Raw genomic sequence first — 17,463 nt, forward strand, 5'->3', positions numbered from 1 at the left:
TCTTTGGGACGCGCTCAGGAGCCGGTGGTGGCCGCTGAGGCTGACCGTAAATCTGGACCGCGCGACCGCCCTGCTCCTGCCACATGACGATCTTCCGGTCGTGAATCTTGCCAATCAGCCGTCGCGCTGGGCGGATCTTATCCTGGTGCGCCGCGCTTTGAATATGGGAGTTCCTGTCTTCGGCTGGGGCTCCGGGGCGGCGCTGCTGGGCAGAGCAATGGGAGCGGGCGTTCACCTCCAGGAAAACGCGTTACCCTCACAGGCCCTCCAGATTTCCGCTGAAGCATCAACGACCCTCGAGTGTCCGCGAGACCTGCTTCAACGCCTTGTTCTGAAAGAAGTGTTGCTCGCGCGGGAAGTCACTACGCTTCCTCGCGGCGCAAAAGCGTTGGTCCGCGCGGCCGCCTTGCCCGTGCTCTTTCGTGGAGCGGGGTACTGGGGATACGCGGGCGTAGCGCTGCCTCCTTTTCTGCTCGAACTGTTCCTGACGGAGGCTCGCCTGCACCCCGAGCGCCGACCTGCCGACCCCCTCGACGCCATGGGAGGCGAGGCGGCGCTGCGGGCGGTGCTGCGCGACTTCTACACCCGCGCCCGTCACGACCAGGTGCTGGGGCCGGTGTTCACCGCGCACGTTCATGACTGGGACGCGCACATCGATCGGGTGCAAGACTTCTGGGTGACGGCACTGAGCGGCATTCCGCGTTACCAGGGCAATCTGAACGTGGCGCACGCACACCTGGGAATTCGCGCAGAGCACCTGACGCGGTGGTTGTCACTGTTCGAAGCGGCCTGCGGTGAGGGGCTTGCACCCGGGCACGCGGCGTTGTTGACCGCGCGCGCGGAGGCGATGGGCCGGGTCCTGCGCGCCAAGCAAAGCCGGGAACGTCTCACCAAAAGCTGACGTAGTTTAAGACATGGACCTTCCCATTCCTGTACTCGACAAGCTTCCGAAAGGCCTGAGCTTTCCAACCTGGGTGGTGCTGGACGTGCAAGGGCCCTACCCGGCACGCGCGCCGCGCAACGCCCTGCAGGCGCTCGTGCAGCGCACGGACTCCCTGGAGAGCCTTGACAGGAAAATCGATGCGCTGGCCGGTGCCCCCGGTCTGCACGGCGTGCTGATCAGATTGGGCGAGCTGCCCATCGAGGCGGGCACCGCCTGGCACCTGATGCGCTCCCTGCGCCGCCTGTCGAAGGAAAAACGGACCATTGCCTACGCGTCATCGCTGAACATGGTGAGTTTGCTGGTTGCGAGCGGCGCTCGGGAAATCGCATTACCGGAAAGCGCTGACCTCTCCCTCACCGGATTCGCCATGGAAGTGACTTTTCTGGGCGAGTTCCTGCGCAAGCACGGCATCGCTTTTGAAAACGCGCGGATCAAGGAATACAAAAGCGCCCTGACCCGCTTCAGCGAGTCGCGCATGGACGCGTTCGACCGCGAGCAGCGCGAAGCGCTGCTCGCCAGCGCCGAAGCGACCTGGGTGCGCGAAGTGGCCGGGGCGCGCAGCGTGGACGAAAACACGGTACGAGAGTGGCTGACCGAGGGTGTCACCTCGGCCCGGCGGGCGCGGGAGCTGGGCATCATCGACCGTGTCGCGTACGAGGACGAACTGGTCGGTCCTGGCACCCGCCCCTTTTCGACGGTGGTGCGTGCGCTGCTCAAGCCGGACCTTTCCGAACTGCTTCCAAGCGCTCCGGGTGCGAGCCGCATCGCGGTGGTCACCTTGCAGGGTGCGATTGTTCCAGGTCGTTCACGCAACAATCCGCTGCCGATTCCGCTGTTCGGCGGGCCACAGGCCGGATCCGACACCGTGGTGACCGCCCTGCGGCGTGCCCAGAAGGACCCCGGAACCAAGGCAATCGTGTTTTACGTAAATTCCGGTGGGGGTTCGGCGCTGGCTTCGGACTTGATCTGGCGTGAAGTGCAGCGTTCACGAAAACCGGTGGTGGCCGTGATGGGTGATGTGGCGGCCTCGGGTGGGTACTACGTGCTGACCCACGCGCAGCGGGTGATTGCCGCCCCGACGACGATTACGGGCTCGATTGGCGTGGTGGCGGGCAAGCCGGTGCTGCAGGAGTTCAACGAACGTCAGGGCTTTCGCCCGGAGCGCGTCAGCCGCAGCGAGTACCCGGGATTGATGAGCGCCTCGACGCCCTGGAGCGAGCGCGAGCGGGCGTTGATCGATCGTTCGATCGAGGAAGTCTACGACCGTTTTACCGGTCGCGTGGCCGAGGGCCGTGGTCTGACCCAGGCTCGCGTGAATGAACTGGGGCGTGGCCGGGTGTGGTCCGGCGCCGATGCGCTGGAAGTCGGCCTGATCGATGAGCTTGGCGACCTGAACATTGGGATTGAGCGCGCCTGCGAACTGGCCGGCCTGGGGTACGATACGCCCGTCTGGAACGCCGAAGCCCGTGGCAAGTGGGAATTGCCCGATCTGGCGCGCCCGGCAGCCGACCTCGGTGAAGTGCTGAAAGCGCCGGACTTTTTACAGGAGCGCGCGCTGTTGTGGCTGGACGCCGATTGGCGTCTGCGTTCACGCTGAGGCGGCCTGCTCCCGACCGTTTGACCTCACGAAATCTTTTCACGTCAAGTGATTTAGTAAGGGCATGAAAACCCCCGTGCAAGGTCTGCACCACCTCACCGTGATGGCCAGCGACCCGCAACGCAACATCGACTTCTACACGCAGGTGCTGGGCCAGCGTCTCGTGAAGGTCACCGTCAACTTCGACGACCCCGGCACCTACCACCTGTACTACGGCGACGAGGTGGGATCGCCGGGCACCATCATGACCTTCTTTCCGTGGCCGGACGCCCAGCGGGGGGAGCGCGGGAACGGCGAGGTCAGCGCGCTGGCCTATGCGGTTCCCCCGCACGCCCTGGGGCAGTGGAAAGCTCGTCTTAGTGCGCTCAACCTCGATTACACCGAAGGAATGCGTTTCGGTGCAGCGTACCTGCGAGTGGTGGATCCGGACGGCCTGCCGCTGGAACTCATCGCCGACCCCAGCAATGCGCCCGTGCCGCGGCCCTGGCGGCAAAGCCCGCTGGACGAGGCCATCGCGCCGCGCGGCTTTCATTCCGTCACCCTCTGGGTGGAGCGGGCTGCCCCTGTAGCCACGCTTCTCACCGAGCATCTCGGCTTTACACGAGTCGGCCAGGAAAACGATCCGCAAGGCCCGCGCACCCGATTCAAGGGAGACTCGGACGGGGTAGGCCTGTACATCGACGTCGTCGAGCGCCCCGGTCAGGGCCGCGGGCAGTTCGGCGCGGGCAGTGTTCATCATGTGGCCCTGCGCACCCGCGATGATGCCGAACAGATCGAGTACCAGCGCGACCTCACCAAAAAAGGCTACGGCGTTACCCCGGTGCAGGACCGCCAGTACTTTCACAGTATCTACTTCCGGGATGTTTCCGGAGTGCTGTTCGAAATTGCCACCGACGCTCCCGGTTTTCCCGCCGACGAGGACGTGGCCGAACTGGGGCGGGCCCTGAAACTTCCCGCCTGGCTGGAAAGCAGACGAAGCGCCATCGAAGGACATCTCGCTCCCATCGTCAATCCTGAGCATGGCACGACGATCGGCCGCAACAGTGCCCGGCGAGGCAGCAACTCCCCCACAAGCAGCGCAGGACGGGTCAACGGTCCACACCAGGGCCAACCTTTGCTGACGGCAGGGCGGACCCCCCAACAGGCACGGGCTGCCGTGCTGCTGGTTCATGGTCGTGGTGGCAGCGCGCAGGACATTCTGGGCCTGTCACAGGCTTTTGGCATGTCGGCCTTCGCGTACCTCGCGCCCCAAGCGCAGGGAAACACGTGGTATCCGCAGAGCTTCCTGGCCCCCATGCCGCACAACGAACCGGACCTTTCGAGTGGCCTGCAAGCCATTGAGGACACCCTGAGCACGCTCGAACAGGCCGGAATCGCCCGCGAGCACGTCATGCTGGGCGGATTTTCGCAAGGCGCCTGTCTCGTCTCGGAATTCGTGGCGCGCAACGCCCATCGCTACGGCGGCGTGTTCGCCTTCTCGGGCGGCGTGATCGGACCCGACGGCACGCCTCGCGACTACCCGGGCAGCCTGGACGGCACGCCGGTGTTTCTGGGCTGCAGTGACCGCGATCCGCACATTCCCCTGCAGCGCGTCGAAGAGAGCGCCGAGGTGTTCGAGCGGCTGGGTGGTCAGGTCGATAAACGCATCTACCCGGGCATGGGCCACCTGATCAACGAGGACGAAATCGCTGCAGTGCAGGCCATGCTGCAAGTCCTGTCGGTCGAGAGCCTGTAAGGGGCGCCTGGCAGCTGAAATCAGCCGCGGCACACAGGGCGCGAGCAGAGGGACCGCGGTCCCTGGTTGGCCCGATGTCGCCGACAGGGAAAATTTCGCTGCGGCGACGATGCTTACGCGCTCCCATCCTGCGGATCGTGGGGAAATTCGCGGCCTGCACGAACACAGCCTTCGCGCGCCTACATTGACCCGTCAAGCGCCGCCCCCTACACTGAATGCGTGATCCGCTCTGCGCTTATACAATGGGGAGTTCGCGGCTAAACTTCAGCGCGCGCGTCTCCCCGGCTTGTGGCAAGCCGGGGCTTTTCTTTTTCCTTCCAGAACGAGGTATTCAGCATGACTGTCCCAGAGGCACAATCCGACGGTACCCCGACCATTCGACCCGAACCCCGCTCCGCTCGCTACAACCCCCACGCCATCGAGCCCAAGTGGCAGCAGCGTTGGGACGCGCAGGGCTTATACACTTTCGACGAAAGCAGTGAGAAGCCCAAACACTATGCCCTGACCATGTTCCCGTACCCCAGCGGCAATCTGCACATCGGTCACTGGTACGCCTACTGCGTCCCGGACGCGCGTGCCCGCTGGATGCGCATGAACGGCTGGAACGTCCTGTTTCCGATGGGCTTCGACGCCTTTGGCCTGCCTGCCGAGAATGCCGCCATCAAACGCGGCATCAACCCGCGCAGCTGGACCTACGACAACATCGCCTATATGACCCAGCAGTTCCGGCGCATGGGCACCATGATCGACTGGTCGCGCCAGTTCGCCACCTGCGACCCCGAGTACTACCGTTGGAACCAGTGGTTCTTCGTGCAGTTCTATCGGCGTGGTCTGGCTTACAAGAAAGAGTCCTTTGTCAATTGGGACCCGGTCGATCAGACGGTGCTGGCCAATGAGCAGGTGATCGATGGCCGCGGCGACCGCTCGGGCGCCCTGATCGAACGGCGCCTGATGAGCCAGTGGCACTTCAAGATCACCGAGTATGCCGAAGAACTGCTCGACTTCAGCAAGACCGACATGCCCGAACGCGTACGGTTGATGCAGACCAACTGGATCGGGAAGTCGCAGGGCGCCGAGATCGACTTCGAGACTCCGGCCGGAATCGAGACGGTCTTCACCACCCGACCTGACACCATCATGGGCGCCACCTTCCTGGTCCTGGCCCCCGAGCACGCGAAGGTCAAGGCGCTCACCACGGACGCGCAGCGTGCGGAAGTCGAGGCGTACATCGACGCGGCTTCCCGCTTGAGCGAGATCGACCGTCAGGCCGAAGGGCGAGAGAAGACCGGCGTGTTCACCGGCAGCTTCGCAACCCACCCCATTTCGCGCCATCAGGTGCCGATTTGGATTGCCGATTACGTGCTGGCCACCTACGGCACGGGATCCATCATGGCGGTACCCAGCGGCGACCAGCGTGACTTCGAGTTCGCCAAAAAATACGAACTGCCGATTGTGGAAGTTGTCCGGCCCAGCGGCGGCGAACCGTTCGACCCGGCCACGGCCACCGAGGCCTTTAGCGGTGACGGTATAATTGTAAACAGCGGTGAACTGGACGGCCTGCCCGGCGGCAAAGCCCACATCGGCCCGGTGATCGAGCGGCTGCAGCACTCGGGCATTGCCCGCGCCAAAACCACGTACCGGCTGCGCGACTGGCTGCTGTCACGCCAGCGCTACTGGGGAACGCCCATTCCCATCGTGTACTGTGAGCAATGCGGCACGGTTCCGGTGCCCGAAGACCAGTTGCCCGTGCTGCTGCCCGACAACGTCGAGTTCTTGCCGACCGGCCAGAGCCCACTGAAGCTGAGCACCGAATGGCGCCAGACGACCTGTCCGCAGTGCGCCGGACCCGCCGAGCGTGACACCGACACCATGGACACCTTCGTGGACAGCTCGTGGTACATGTACCGCTTTCTGAATCCAGACAAAATCGACGGGCCCATCGACACGGCGAAAGCCGAACACTTCATGCCGATTGATCTGTACACCGGTGGCATCGAGCACGCCATTTTGCATTTGCTGTACAGCCGCTTCTGGACCAAGGCCACCCGCGACCTGGGCCTGATTTCCTCGGACGAGCCGTTTGCAGCCCTGCGCAACCAGGGCATCATCCTGGGAGAGGACAACGAAAAAATGTCCAAGTCGCGCGGCAACGTGATTGACCCCGACAACCTGGTACGGGAATACGGTGTTGACGCGGTCCGGGTTTACCTGGCCTTCATCGCGCCCTGGGAAGTGGGTGGTCCATGGAGTGCCAGCGGCATCAACGGTCCGGCCAAATGGCTGTCGCGGGTCTGGAGTTTGTTCTTCGATGAAGTCGAGGGACCAGAGGAGCACATCGGCGAGGCGGAGCTGCGCAACAAGGTCCACGCCACCCTGAAAAAGGTTGGGCACGACTTCGATCGTCTGAGTTTCAACACCATCATCGCCGCCCTGATGGAACTGACCAACACGCTGGTCAAGGCCAAGCGTTCAGCGGTGTTCGGCTCGCCTGCCTGGGACGAGTCGCTGCGCCTGTTCAACCTGATGCTGGCCCCGGTAACCCCGCACCTGGCCGAGGAAATCTGGACCGAGCGTGGCGGTGACGCAAGCGTTCACCTGCAATCCTGGCCCTCGGTGGACGAGGCGGCGCTGGTCAAAGGCACCATGACCATCGCCGTTCAGGTGAGCGGCAAGCTGCGCGGCCAGATCGAAGTCGTGACCGGCGCTGACAAGGACCTGATCATGGCCGCCGCGCACGCGGAAGAAAGCGTGCGCAAGTTCGTGGAAGGCAAGGAAATCGTCAAGGAGATCTACGTTCCTGGAAAAATCGTGAACATCGTTGTACGTTAGGCACACGTAACTTAAAACGTTGTGCAGGACGCGCTTCGCTCAAGCGAAGCGCGTCCTTTTCGTTGTGGAGAAAGTCATGAAACTCACCGATCTGTCGTTTCCCACCCGTTTGCATGTTTCCCAGCATGGTCATGACTTCACATATCGCATCAGGTCGCTGGAGGAGCTGCAGGAGAAGCTCAAGCCGGACCCCAAACAGGTGGCGGGCATCAAAGTGGTTGGAGTCGAGTATTTTGGGCGGTCCTTCCGTTGGAGCTGTTGGAGTTGGATTTGAGGGTGACCCGGTTTTGCGTAGGTGGAGATAAGCCTTGAAGATAGGAGGCACCACCATGACGAATCGCAGAACGCACACCGCCGAATTCAAACAAGACGCCGTGCGTCTTGCCCGCACCAGCGGCAACCTGAGCGGAACCGCTCGCGACTTGGGCATCAACGTCTCACTGCTCCGGAAATGGGTAAACGCTGAGCAGGAGAAGGGCGAGGGGCCTTCCCAGGTCAAGGAAAGCAGAGCCTGACCCCGGAGCAGCAGGAGATACAGCGACTCCGCAAAGAGAACGAGGTTCTGCGCCAGGAGCGTGACGTGCTGAAAAAAGCCGCTGCCTGTCTTGGGCAGAACGGACGCCCTTGAGGACGCCTGCCCGCTTCTTCGCCAAAGAGACCACACGCTGAAGTACCAATTCATTCATGACCACCGTGGCTCCTACCGGCTCAGCATCATGTGCCGAGTCCTGGAGGCCTCGGAGAGTGGGTGCCACAGTTGGCGAAGAAGGCCAGAATCACAGCGCGCACAGCAGGATCGACAACTGCAACACCACATCCAGAAGGCGTACCAGTGCAGCCGCGGCCGTTACGAGGCACCGAGGGTGCATGCTGACTTGAAGGCCCATGGCTGGCGGGTATCTCGGAAGCGGGTGGCACGCTTGATGCGCTCAAGCGGTTTGGTGGCCAAGGGAAAACGCCGGTTTGTGCGGACTACGGATAGCCGGCATGACCCTATGGTGGCGCCGAACGTCCTGGACCGGAAATTTGACATCCCACAACCAAACCAGGTGTGGGTGTCGGACATCACGTACCTGCCGACCAAGGAGGGCTGGTTGTATTTGGCGGTGACGTTGGATGTGCACTCGCGGGCAGTGGTGGGGTACGCGATGGATGCGCAGATGCCCGCCAGCTTGCCCCTCTTGGCGTTGCGCATGGCGGTACGGCGGCGTCTTCCGCCACCTGGGTTGCTGCATCACAGCGACAGGGGAAGTCAAGGTGGATTCAAGTGGTCGTCGCAACACCCGCCTGAATAGCGTGCAGTGCTTGTTCAAATGCCTCTTGTGGTGTCCGCCAGCCAAGCACCCGGCGAGGCCTGGCGTTCAGCGTCGCCGCTACCGCAGCAAGATCCTCCGGGCGATGCGCGCTCAAGTCTGTGCCTTTCGGAAAGTACTGGCGCAGCAGCCCATTGGTGTTCTCGTTCGTGCCCCGCTGCCAAGGGCTTTGCGGCTCACAAAAATACACGCCCACCCCAGTTTCGACTCTCAACTGTACGTGCTGACTCATCTCCGCGCCCTGATCCCAGGTCAGCGACCGGCGGAGTTGCAGTGGGAGCGCGTTGATCGCCCGCGTGATGGCGTCACGCACCGCTTCATCCCCATGCCCTGCCAGCGCCGGACCGTTCTTGGCGCGCAGCTCGGTGCCATGACCGGGTAAGCGAGGCAGATGCAGCAACAGCGTAAATCGGGTCGAGCGCTCTACCAGGGTTCCGATGGCGGAGCTGCCCAGGCCGAGAATGAGGTCGCCTTCCCAGTGGCCCGGCATTTCCGGTCCAGCGCTTCCACAGGGCGCTCTCTGATCATAATCTCAGGAGCGACGAACGGTTTACCCTGCCGGGCACGCCGCGCCCGTGGAACACGCAACGTCCGGCCTGTCCGCAGGCAGGCGGCCAGCTCACGGCGCAGCCCACCCCGTCCTTCGATATACAGCGCCTGATAGATGGCCTCGTGGCTGATGCGCATGGTGTCGTCGTCTGGAAAGTCAACGCTGAGTCGCTGAGCGATCTGCTGTGGACTCCACGCACTGGCCCAACGTCGGTTTTGTCGCCGTCCATGCCGACGGCCCTTGAAGTGTACAGCCGGCCCAGGGATGGCTTCCCCGTTCGCAGCCATGACCTGACCAGAGAGGCGGTCTTGCACGTAGGTCCGCAACGCCGCGTTCACTGCGAGTTTGGCGGGTTTCGGACGGCGCGCTGACCGCTCGGCATGCCACTGGGCGGTGGTTGCGCGGTACTCCAGGCCTCCGCCACGCGTCGCCGCATTGCGCCGCAATTCCCGCGAGATCGTTGACGGTGACCTCCCCAGGTGTCTCGCGATGTCCCGAATGCCCCGACCTTGGGCTCGGCACAGCGCGATCTCTTCGCGCTGTGCGAAGGAGAGAAACCGACTTGAGGGTGCTTTCGACCAGGGTGCCAGGTTTGCTGGGGGCATGCCACCTGCCTCTCGAAACCATCGTACGCCAACGGCGGGCGAGCTGCCCGCGCACTTCGCCGCACTTTCGCTCGTCATTCCTGCTGCGATTGCTGCCCAGAACTGCCGCTGAGCGTCGCGTTGTGCGACTCTTGGCCGTCCTGGTGAATATAACTTACTCCGTCCGGCCCGCTCTGACTTTCGCTTCCCTGTGCTCATCACAACCTCCCTGGTGCGGGTGTTGCGACGACCTCTTGAATCCACCCAGATGCCAGTGGGGTGTTCCAAGCGGAGTTGGCCCGCCTTCAAGCACAGGGCAGCATGAGCCGTAAGGGAGACTGCTGGGATAATGCTGATGTGGAGAGCTTTTTCAGCTCCTTGAAGAGGGAGCTGCTGGAGGCAACGGTGTTTGAGAACCGGCTGGCGGCGCGTCAGGCGGTCTTCGAGTACATCGAAGTGTTTTACAACCGGCAGCGGCGTCACTCGACCCTGGGATACTTGACACCGCTGGAGTTCGAACGGCAAGCTACAGCAGCTTAACTTCAACTACGCGAAAACGGGGCAAGCCCACACTCCGCCTAGTCACCACTTCACGTTGTTAGCAAGTTCTCTCTCGGAGCGCGACATTCGTGCACTTTCGGATGCGGTAATGGCGAACGGTGAATAAGGGCGTGTCGAACTCAGGACCGAGTATGGTCCATGGGCTTTCTATGTTGTCAGATGTGATAACGTGCTTGACCCGACATATTTCGACATGCAGAGCGACGGTGGACCCTTAGGACATTAACCACCTGCTCTTCGCGCATCAGTTGGGGTGAATCGGCTTGTTATATCGGCTTGACATATTTATATCACCGTGACATAGTAAGTCATTCCGATGAACGTGATCGCCTTCAAAACCCTCCAAGCGTTCGCGGCAGAGTGCCCCGATGCTGAAGCGTCCCTCGCTGCCTGGTACAAGCACGTCCGGGCCGCTGAGTACCGCAGCTTCGCGGACGTGAAGGCCGACTTCGGCAGTGCGGACTGGGTCGAGGGCTTTATCGTCTTCAACATCGGCGGCAACAAGTACCGCCTCATCGTCTCTCCCAACTTCACCTACAAAACTTTCTTCGTGAAGCACATCCTCACACACCGGCAGTACGACAACTGGGAACCCTGAGAAGCTCTCAGTTGTCCTTCCCGCTCGGGAGGCCCAGCAAGGCCAAACCCAGCCCCAGCGGCAGAGTGAGACCACATGACCCAGGTAGCCGACCTCTCCCGGTTGACCGCAGCATGGCAGGACGTGGACGCCCTCGCACATGACCTCATCACCCCGATTCAGAACGACGAGCAGCATGATCGCGCGCTGCAGGCCCTCGACACCCTGCTGAGCTACGTTGGCGAGAATGACGAACACCCTCTCGCCAACTTCGTTCGCCTAGCTATTGACAACGTGCAGTCATACGAGGAACGCGCCCATCCGATGCGTGACGCACAGCCACATGAAACGCTGGCCTTCCTGATGGACAAGAACGGCGTGAAGCAGAAAGACGTCGAAGCGGCGACCGGCATCCCGCAAGGCAACCTGTCCAAGCTGCTGCGCGGCCAGCGCAACTTCACCGCTGAGCACGCCCGCAAGCTCGGCGCGTACTTCCAGGTAAACCCGGGAGTGTTCCTGTGACAAGAGGCGCTGCGCGATGAACAACACGGTTCGCATCGTGCTGGTCATGTTCAGCATCGCTGCCACCTGGGGCTTCACGATTTTTCTGTTGCTGCGATCCAAACCCGCCGAGGCTGGAATCATGCTGGCGATGGGCGCGGTCACCATTGCTTTGCTTTACATGGACCGCATCAAGTCGCTAAAAGGCCCGAGCTTCGAAGTCAAAATGCGCCAGCTTGTTGTTGAAGGCGAAAACGTCATTGCCGAACTACGTGAACTCGCCAAGCTGACCGCAGGTCAATCGCTTTTGCAAGCCTCTAGAGCATTTGTCATAGGGACGAGAGGGGCAGAGCATGGTGGAACCAGCCAAGGATGTCGTTCGGAGTCACAGCACGCAAAGCAAAACCCAAAGCCTCGATCACTGTCTCCGTGGTCCTGGCCGCAGCTTTCCGCAACAAGGCTTTGAGTTTGGAGAACAACATCTCGATGGGATTGAAATCCGGGCTGTACGGCGGGAAATACACCAGCTGGCAGCCTCGCGCCTCGATCAACGCTCGGACCTTCGCTCCCTGATGCGACGACAGATTGTCCATCAGCACCGTCTGCCCGCTTTGCAAGGTCGGGCACAGCACCTGATCCACGTACGACTCGAACACCGCAGCATTCACCGCTCCTTCGATCACCAGTTCCGCCTGCGAGCCCCGCGAGCTCATGGCACACAGCAAGGTGAGGTTCTTGCCGGTGTTTCTCGGAACGCGGGCAAAGGCTCGCTGATTTCGTGGGGCCCTGGCATAGACGCGACTCATCCCGGTGTGGAAGCCACTTTCGTCGAAGCACACCAGGTCGTGCAGCTTCAGTCCAGTTATCTCATTCACAAAGGCGGCTCGAGCTTCAGGGGACTGTTCAGTGGCGCGGACGGTCTTTTTTTCTCGTGATTGAGAGCCGTTCGAACATGCGGTCCATGGTTTTGATGCTGACCCGCACGCCATGCTGCTCGAAGTAGTACTCCACGTGCTCAGCAAGGGTCGCATCGGGGTACTGCTCCACCTGGGCTCGTAGGACAGCATGGCTGGCTTCTCCCAGGATTCGTACCCGGCCTTTGTGCCGGACTGGCGCCAGGGGCTGGCCTGCAGCGTGAGCCCGCACATAGCTGCGTACCGCTGATTCACTCAGCCGGAAGGTGCGGGCCACTTGCGCGATCACTGGCGTGTCCTGGTATGCCGCCACCACTCGCTCTCGCAAATCCAACGAATACGCCCTCATCCTTCTATCCTACTGACAAATGCTCTAATGCAGGACCGTGAACATTGTCGTGCGATAATTTCCTCACATAAACGTCATAAACGCCGAGTACCGCCGCCTGGCCGCAGGGCGGCGGTTGCCCGTTCGCTCTTGTGCCTGCCGAAAAGCGCTGAATCGACCGGTCGGGGCAATCCAGCCGTGCTCTTGTGTTTGATCGACAGGTTACACAACGGTACGCAGCGGGCCGCTCATGAGAAACAAACACGGTGCACGAAACTTCACGGCAATGAGAAATACGATTATGTAAGGTTAACCTTAGATTAGCCGAGACTCATCTTTCGGCCAATACAAAGGAGTAGCCGTGAAACCAACTACACTCCCCTTCCTTCTTCTGACCCTGCTTCTCGCGGCCTGTGGGCAGACACCCACCTATCCGAGCGAGCCCCAGGCGTTTGCGCAGGCCAACAGCTCGGGCAGTGACTATGCGCTGACCGTCAACATCGACGCCAAAACCAGCCAGACTGCGCTTCTTGCAAAATACGGAGGCCGTATTGCCGTGTTTGCGCCCGCTGCGAACTTCGCCGTGCTGACCGTCAACGAAACGACCGCAAAAAGGCTTAAGGAAAAACCGCAAAAAGCCGAGAAACTCGAGAAAAATGCCAAGCGCTTCAACCTGAGTTTTTCCGCAGAAGGCAACGTCTGGGCGGAGGGAAATGTCTGGGCCGAAGGCAACGTCTGGGCCGAAGGCAACGTCTGGGCCGAGGGCAACGTCTGGGCTGAAGGCAACGTCTGGGCCGAGGGCAACGTCTGGGCTGAAGGCGAATACTCGGTCCTGCCGGGCAATACCACCCTGTGGCAGACCCTGGGCCTCGACCAGGTGCACCAGGAGTGGGAGGCGCTCAACGTTTCACGTGTCAAGGTGGCGGTCATCGACACGGGTGTCGATCTCAACCACGACGCCTTTGGTGGCGTTCTGGCACCGCAAGCCGAAATGCGCGACTTTGTTGACGGCGATCAGCTTCCGCAGGACGAGGGCCTCGCCGGGCAGGGAGCCAGCGGGCACGGCACCAGCGTCGCGGGCGTCATTTTGCAAGTGGCACCCAACGCCCAGATTCTGCCCGTGCGCTTCTTGAACCAACAAGGTGAAGGCAACGCCGCAGATCTGGCTGCCGCCATCGTCCACGCCGCCGATCAGGGAGCGCGCATCATCAACCTGAGTGCCGGTTCCGATGAGCCGTCACCGGCCGTCGAAGCCGCCCTGAAATACGCCACCGGCACCAAAGGCGCGCTGATCGTCACCTCCGCAGGCAACAACAACGCTGCTCATGCCAACTTTCCCGGTGTGCTCGGCACCGACGACAGCATGCTGGGACGTCGTCTCGTGACGGTCAGCAGCACCTCGCTCACCGGGGTAAAATCCAGCTTTGCGAATTACGGCGAGGGCGTCGAGCTCAGTGCTCTGGGCGAGCGTGTCGGCGGTCCCGCCCCGGCGAACCTGATCGCCACCTGGTCCGGCACCTCGCAGGCGGCACCTCAGGTCGCCGGCGCGCTGGCCATTGCCCTTGGTTCGGGCTCGGTCGACCAGACACCCGAGCAGCTCATGCAGACGCTGCTCACCAGCACGGACCCCACGCCCGAAGGCGCCGGTCAGGGCCGCCTGAACGTGAAAAGCTTCCTCGACACCGTCACGCGCTGACCGCAACACAGAGCACTACAGTCCTCGGCACGACCGAATGTGCAACGCTAAGGTGAATGTCTCAACCTCCTGAATCCTCGAAGAGCGGCCGCTCCAGCATTCTGCTGGCGGCCGCTCGGTCCGCACTGGATACCAATCCGGCCCGCGCTCTTGCTGACGGGCGCGCCTCGTTGCAACTCGCGTATGAGGAGGGAAGTCAGGCTGGTCAGGCTGAAGCGCATCTTGTGGTGGCGCTGGCCGCGCTGCGCCTCGACGATTCCAGTACTGCCCTTGAAGCGTTCGAACAAGCCGGTCAGCTGTATGTTCTGAGCGGGGAACTTGACCACGCCGTCGACGCGATGCTGCACACCGGGCGCCTGCTCAACGACCGTGGGCATGTAACCGACGCCATTCGGACCTTTGCCCAAGCGCTGGGCTTCGCCCGTGAGACCGGAAACCAGGGGGCGCAGGCCCGCGCCCTCAACTCGATGGCGCGCCAGGCACACGCCCACGGAGAAATGACCCGTGCACTCGAGCTTCTCAACGAAGCGCTCGTGCTGCACCGCGCCCTGGGTGACGCCCCAGGCGAGACCAACACCCTGACCAACATCGGCATGACCCTGTCAGGCCTGGGGGAATACGAACAGGCGCTCGACATGCTCCTCGAAGCTTACCGGCTGGTGCGTCAGAATCGCCCGCTCGACGCGGCAGCACAAAGTCTGCTGCTGGTCAACATCGGCTTTCTCTACGAGGAGATGGATGAGCTCTCCCGCGCGCGAGAAGCCCTCGAGCGCAGCCTGGCCGTCAGCCGCGAGGGCCACGTGACACGAATCGAGGTAGGCGCCGCCGCGAATTTGGGAGTCACGCTCGTGGCACTCGGCGAGACTCACGAAGCCGAGCACCACCTGTCCTGGGCGCTTCAGACTTCGCGACAGATCAATTACCGCAAATTCGAAGCTGTGGCGTTGGGAGGGCTGGGCAGCGTCAGCCTGACTCGCGGCCAGGTACAGGCCGCCCTCAGCCTGTTCGATCAGGCCATTCAGGTCGCGCTCGACATCGACGAGCAAGGTACCTATCTCACCACACTGGTCCACAAGGCTCGGGCGCTGCTGCAAAGCGGCGCACCCAACACGGCACGCGAGGTCCTTCTCGAAGCGCACGAAGCAGCGAAAGGCGCGCGGCGACCAAAGGTTCTGAGAGATGTACACCACCTGCTGACCGAGACATACGAGCGCATTGGAGACTTCCGCGCGGCGTACGGGCATTTTCAGGAGTACCAGCGGCTGTACCAAACGTTGCGCAGTGCGGCTGCCGGGCGTGAAGGCGCCCGGTTGACCGAGCAGATCGATATGGAACGGGCCCATCACGACGCTCAGGTTTACCGGGTAGAGGTTGAGGCACTTCAGGCAGCCCGCGCGTCCGCTGAAACGCTTGTAGCCGAACGTACGCGTGACCTGGAAATCTCCCAGCTGGAAATTGTCAATCGGCTGGCGCTCGCCGCCGAATTCCGTGACGACGATACCGGTGAGCATACCCGGCGGGTCGGGCTCTACGCGAGCCGTCTGGCGTTCGCACTGGGTCTCCCCGACGAGCAGGTGAACATGATCCGCATGGCCGCCCGGCTGCACGACGTGGGCAAAATCGGCATTTCGGACGCGCTGCTGCTCAAACCCGGCCACTTCACCAGCGAAGAGCGGCTGCAGATGCAGGCCCATACCCTGATTGGCGCCGCCCTGCTGGCCGACAGCCACTCACGCCTGCTGCGCGAAGCGGAGGTGATCGCACTGACGCATCACGAGCGCTGGGACGGCCGGGGCTATCCGCACTGCCTCGCAGGAGAACAGATTCCACTCGTCGGCCGGATTGTCGCGCTGGCAGATGTCTTCGACGCCCTGACCCACGTCCGCCCGTACAAGCGGGCATGGACCGTCGAAGAGGCCCTGCACGAAATCAACGCTCAGCGCGGACTGCAGTTCGATCCCCGGCTGGTGGATACCGCACTTCTGCTGTTCGCAGCACCCGATTTTCTCAAGGAAGTGACCGAACAGGTGCGAAACGACTTCTTCTGACGGCGAGCCCACTCCCGCGGTAGATCGAACTTGCCGGTCGGCCCGTCAGGAACGCATCGCGAGTTGCACGGTCACCTCGTCGTCCTGCTGAAGGCGTTCTGCTTTCCGGATACTGGCTTTGATGGGAACGATGTAGCGGTCCTCTTGTGGAAACAACGACGTTTTCCACGTGGTGTCACCGATCCGCGCCCGGACGGGCATCATGCCCCAGCCGTATGACACGAGCCTCGATGCAGCATGCAGGTCATGGCACTGCTCAGGCGGAACCGAGATGAAGTACCAGGGGGCCGGGCCCGCCCAGTACCACAGCCGACCGCTGAACGTCAGCGTCATGGCGTCACCCGGTTTCCTAGAGCCCTGCCGAAAGAGTGTCCCTTCCAAATCGGGTCCAAATCGGGTGACGAGAACTGGGCCGCGCGGGGAATGCCAAACCTTCCGTTTCCGAGAACTTCCCCAACTTGGGTCGCCGCCAGCTCTGAACGCCGGGAAGATCTGCCGTGATGGGCGGCATCGTCGATTGTTGGGCCAGGCGTTCATCATCTCGTGGCGACGGGCCCGTCAAAATGCCTTGGGTCATCGTTCTCCGGGTGATGACGGCAAAAGGATCGACGCAATGCTGACGTACACAATCAGGTGTCGCTGCGTGGTCGTTTGTGTTCCACCGCCTTGACGGCTTCCTCGAGAACCGCCGCTGACGCTTTTTTCCGTGCTTTGCGTGCCCGGTAGAACAGGTACGCCGGAATGGCAATCAGTGCGACGATCAAGAGCGCATACAGTTGATACTGCCGCCAGAGTTCCACGAAGGCCACCCCTCCGGCCCACAACCCCACCTGCCACGCTGCCGTCCAGGTGAGTGCCCCGATAAACGAATAGGCAGTGTAGGGCAGCCAGCCCATCCCGGCGGACCGGGCGTTGAAAATGAACAGCGTGCGGACCGGGCCAAACCAGCGGCTGATCACGCACATCCAGGGGCCACGGCGCTGCATGAGGAGCTGCACCGTCGTGAGACCAAAGCGCTGCTGTACGTGCAGCGGAATCAGGCGCAGGCCTCGCGGTCCAAGGTAGTAACCGATGAGGTTTCCCAGGGTGTTGGCAACAGCGCCCCACACGACCGCCTGCCAGAGTTCCACCTGGCCGTTGTGACTCATCAGGCCCAGGGCAAGCATGCTCGCCTCGAAGGGAACACCCGGCACACCGATTCCCTCTGCCACGAGCAGCAAGAAGTTGACCGCCTGAACCGCTCCCGGGTCCAGCGTGTCCAACCAGTTCATCAGCGACTCGATCAAA

13 protein-coding genes and 3 pseudogenes are annotated in these 17,463 nt (G+C 62.2%); 11 read left to right on the forward strand and 5 right to left on the reverse strand.

Annotated elements, in window-relative coordinates:
• The first annotated feature begins 163 nt into the window (after positions 1–163).
• The 6 genes and pseudogenes from DEIPE_RS00645 to DEIPE_RS23675 all read left to right on the forward strand — a co-directional run.
• On the forward strand, positions 164–901 hold the full coding sequence (locus tag DEIPE_RS00645; protein WP_085931718.1) for a group III truncated hemoglobin: 738 nt from the start codon (positions 164–166) through the stop codon (positions 899–901).
• 13 nt (positions 902–914) lie between these two features.
• Complete coding sequence (locus DEIPE_RS00650; RefSeq protein WP_015234053.1) at positions 915–2,540, forward strand: S49 family peptidase; 1,626 nt, start codon at positions 915–917, stop codon at positions 2,538–2,540.
• A 64-nt stretch (positions 2,541–2,604) separates the two neighbouring features.
• Positions 2,605–4,275, forward strand: a complete 1,671-nt coding sequence (locus DEIPE_RS00655; RefSeq protein ID WP_015234054.1) for a VOC family protein — start codon at positions 2,605–2,607, stop codon at positions 4,273–4,275.
• Positions 4,276–4,611: 336 nt separating this feature from the next.
• Complete coding sequence (gene leuS / locus DEIPE_RS00660; RefSeq protein ID WP_015234055.1) at positions 4,612–7,104, forward strand: leucine--tRNA ligase; 2,493 nt, start codon at positions 4,612–4,614, stop codon at positions 7,102–7,104.
• A gap of 76 nt (positions 7,105–7,180) precedes the next feature.
• Positions 7,181–7,378: a hypothetical protein gene (locus DEIPE_RS00665; protein WP_015234056.1), complete on the forward strand. Its 198-nt coding sequence runs from the start codon at positions 7,181–7,183 to the stop codon at positions 7,376–7,378.
• A gap of 55 nt (positions 7,379–7,433) precedes the next feature.
• Positions 7,434–8,360 (forward strand): annotated as a pseudogene (locus DEIPE_RS23675) (IS3 family transposase); the annotation flags it as partial.
• A 7-nt stretch (positions 8,361–8,367) separates the two neighbouring features.
• Here the strand turns inward: DEIPE_RS23675 and DEIPE_RS00680 are convergent.
• Positions 8,368–9,770 (reverse strand): annotated as a pseudogene (locus DEIPE_RS00680) (IS30 family transposase).
• Positions 9,771–9,821: 51 nt separating this feature from the next.
• Between DEIPE_RS00680 and DEIPE_RS00685 the strand changes: the two are divergent.
• The 3 genes and pseudogenes from DEIPE_RS00685 to DEIPE_RS00695 all read left to right on the forward strand — a co-directional run.
• Positions 9,822–10,091: pseudogene (locus DEIPE_RS00685) on the forward strand (transposase); the annotation flags it as partial.
• Between the two features lie 337 nt (positions 10,092–10,428).
• Positions 10,429–10,710 carry a type II toxin-antitoxin system HigB family toxin gene (locus tag DEIPE_RS00690; protein WP_015234057.1) on the forward strand — a complete coding sequence of 94 codons (282 nt, stop codon included), beginning with the start codon at positions 10,429–10,431 and terminating at the stop codon, positions 10,708–10,710.
• A gap of 75 nt (positions 10,711–10,785) precedes the next feature.
• Complete coding sequence (locus tag DEIPE_RS00695) at positions 10,786–11,211, forward strand: helix-turn-helix domain-containing protein (RefSeq protein WP_015234058.1); 426 nt, start codon at positions 10,786–10,788, stop codon at positions 11,209–11,211.
• A gap of 308 nt (positions 11,212–11,519) precedes the next feature.
• Here the strand turns inward: DEIPE_RS00695 and DEIPE_RS00700 are convergent, their stop codons facing one another.
• Positions 11,520–12,065 carry an IS630 family transposase gene (locus DEIPE_RS00700; RefSeq protein ID WP_041230611.1) on the reverse strand — a complete coding sequence of 182 codons (546 nt, stop codon included), beginning with the start codon at positions 12,063–12,065 and terminating at the stop codon, positions 11,520–11,522.
• Positions 12,066–12,093: 28 nt separating this feature from the next.
• A complete protein-coding gene (locus tag DEIPE_RS24420) occupies positions 12,094–12,453 on the reverse strand; it encodes an IS630 transposase-related protein (protein ID WP_041230612.1) in 360 nt (119 codons plus the stop codon).
• A gap of 340 nt (positions 12,454–12,793) precedes the next feature.
• Between DEIPE_RS24420 and DEIPE_RS00710 the strand changes: the two genes are divergently transcribed.
• Both DEIPE_RS00710 and DEIPE_RS21840 read left to right on the forward strand, forming a co-directional pair.
• On the forward strand, positions 12,794–14,128 hold the full coding sequence (locus DEIPE_RS00710; protein WP_015234059.1) for a S8 family serine peptidase: 1,335 nt from the start codon (positions 12,794–12,796) through the stop codon (positions 14,126–14,128).
• Positions 14,129–14,184: 56 nt separating this feature from the next.
• Positions 14,185–16,176, forward strand: a complete 1,992-nt coding sequence (locus tag DEIPE_RS21840; protein WP_015234060.1) for an HD domain-containing phosphohydrolase — start codon at positions 14,185–14,187, stop codon at positions 16,174–16,176.
• Positions 16,177–16,221: 45 nt separating this feature from the next.
• Here DEIPE_RS21840 and DEIPE_RS00720 read toward each other — a convergent pair whose 3' ends face one another.
• Together DEIPE_RS00720 and DEIPE_RS21845 are read right to left on the reverse strand one after the other, a co-directional pair.
• Positions 16,222–16,509, reverse strand: a complete 288-nt coding sequence (locus DEIPE_RS00720; RefSeq protein WP_015234061.1) for a DUF1905 domain-containing protein — start codon at positions 16,507–16,509, stop codon at positions 16,222–16,224.
• 296 nt (positions 16,510–16,805) lie between these two features.
• Complete coding sequence (locus tag DEIPE_RS21845; RefSeq protein ID WP_015234062.1) at positions 16,806–17,462, reverse strand: DedA family protein; 657 nt, start codon at positions 17,460–17,462, stop codon at positions 16,806–16,808.
• Position 17,463: the final 1 nt, after the last annotated feature.

The sequence above is a fragment of the Deinococcus peraridilitoris DSM 19664 genome, assembly GCF_000317835.1.
In the GTDB taxonomy this organism is placed as follows: Bacteria; Deinococcota; Deinococci; order Deinococcales; family Deinococcaceae; genus Deinococcus_A; species Deinococcus_A peraridilitoris.

Coding starts and splice junctions, on each gene's coding strand:
- DEIPE_RS00720 (WP_015234061.1), bottom strand. CDS start 16,509: ATGACGCTGACGTTCAGCGGTCGGCTGTGGTACTGGGCGGGCCCGGCC.
- DEIPE_RS00655 (WP_015234054.1), top strand. CDS start 2,605: ATGAAAACCCCCGTGCAAGGTCTGCACCACCTCACCGTGATGGCCAGC.
- DEIPE_RS00645 (WP_085931718.1), top strand. CDS start 164: ATGGGAGTTCCTGTCTTCGGCTGGGGCTCCGGGGCGGCGCTGCTGGGC.
- DEIPE_RS00695 (WP_015234058.1), top strand. CDS start 10,786: ATGACCCAGGTAGCCGACCTCTCCCGGTTGACCGCAGCATGGCAGGAC.
- leuS (WP_015234055.1), top strand. CDS start 4,612: ATGACTGTCCCAGAGGCACAATCCGACGGTACCCCGACCATTCGACCC.
- DEIPE_RS24420 (WP_041230612.1), bottom strand. CDS start 12,453: ATGAGGGCGTATTCGTTGGATTTGCGAGAGCGAGTGGTGGCGGCATAC.
- DEIPE_RS00665 (WP_015234056.1), top strand. CDS start 7,181: ATGAAACTCACCGATCTGTCGTTTCCCACCCGTTTGCATGTTTCCCAG.
- DEIPE_RS00690 (WP_015234057.1), top strand. CDS start 10,429: ATGAACGTGATCGCCTTCAAAACCCTCCAAGCGTTCGCGGCAGAGTGC.
- DEIPE_RS00650 (WP_015234053.1), top strand. CDS start 915: ATGGACCTTCCCATTCCTGTACTCGACAAGCTTCCGAAAGGCCTGAGC.
- DEIPE_RS21840 (WP_015234060.1), top strand. CDS start 14,185: ATGTCTCAACCTCCTGAATCCTCGAAGAGCGGCCGCTCCAGCATTCTG.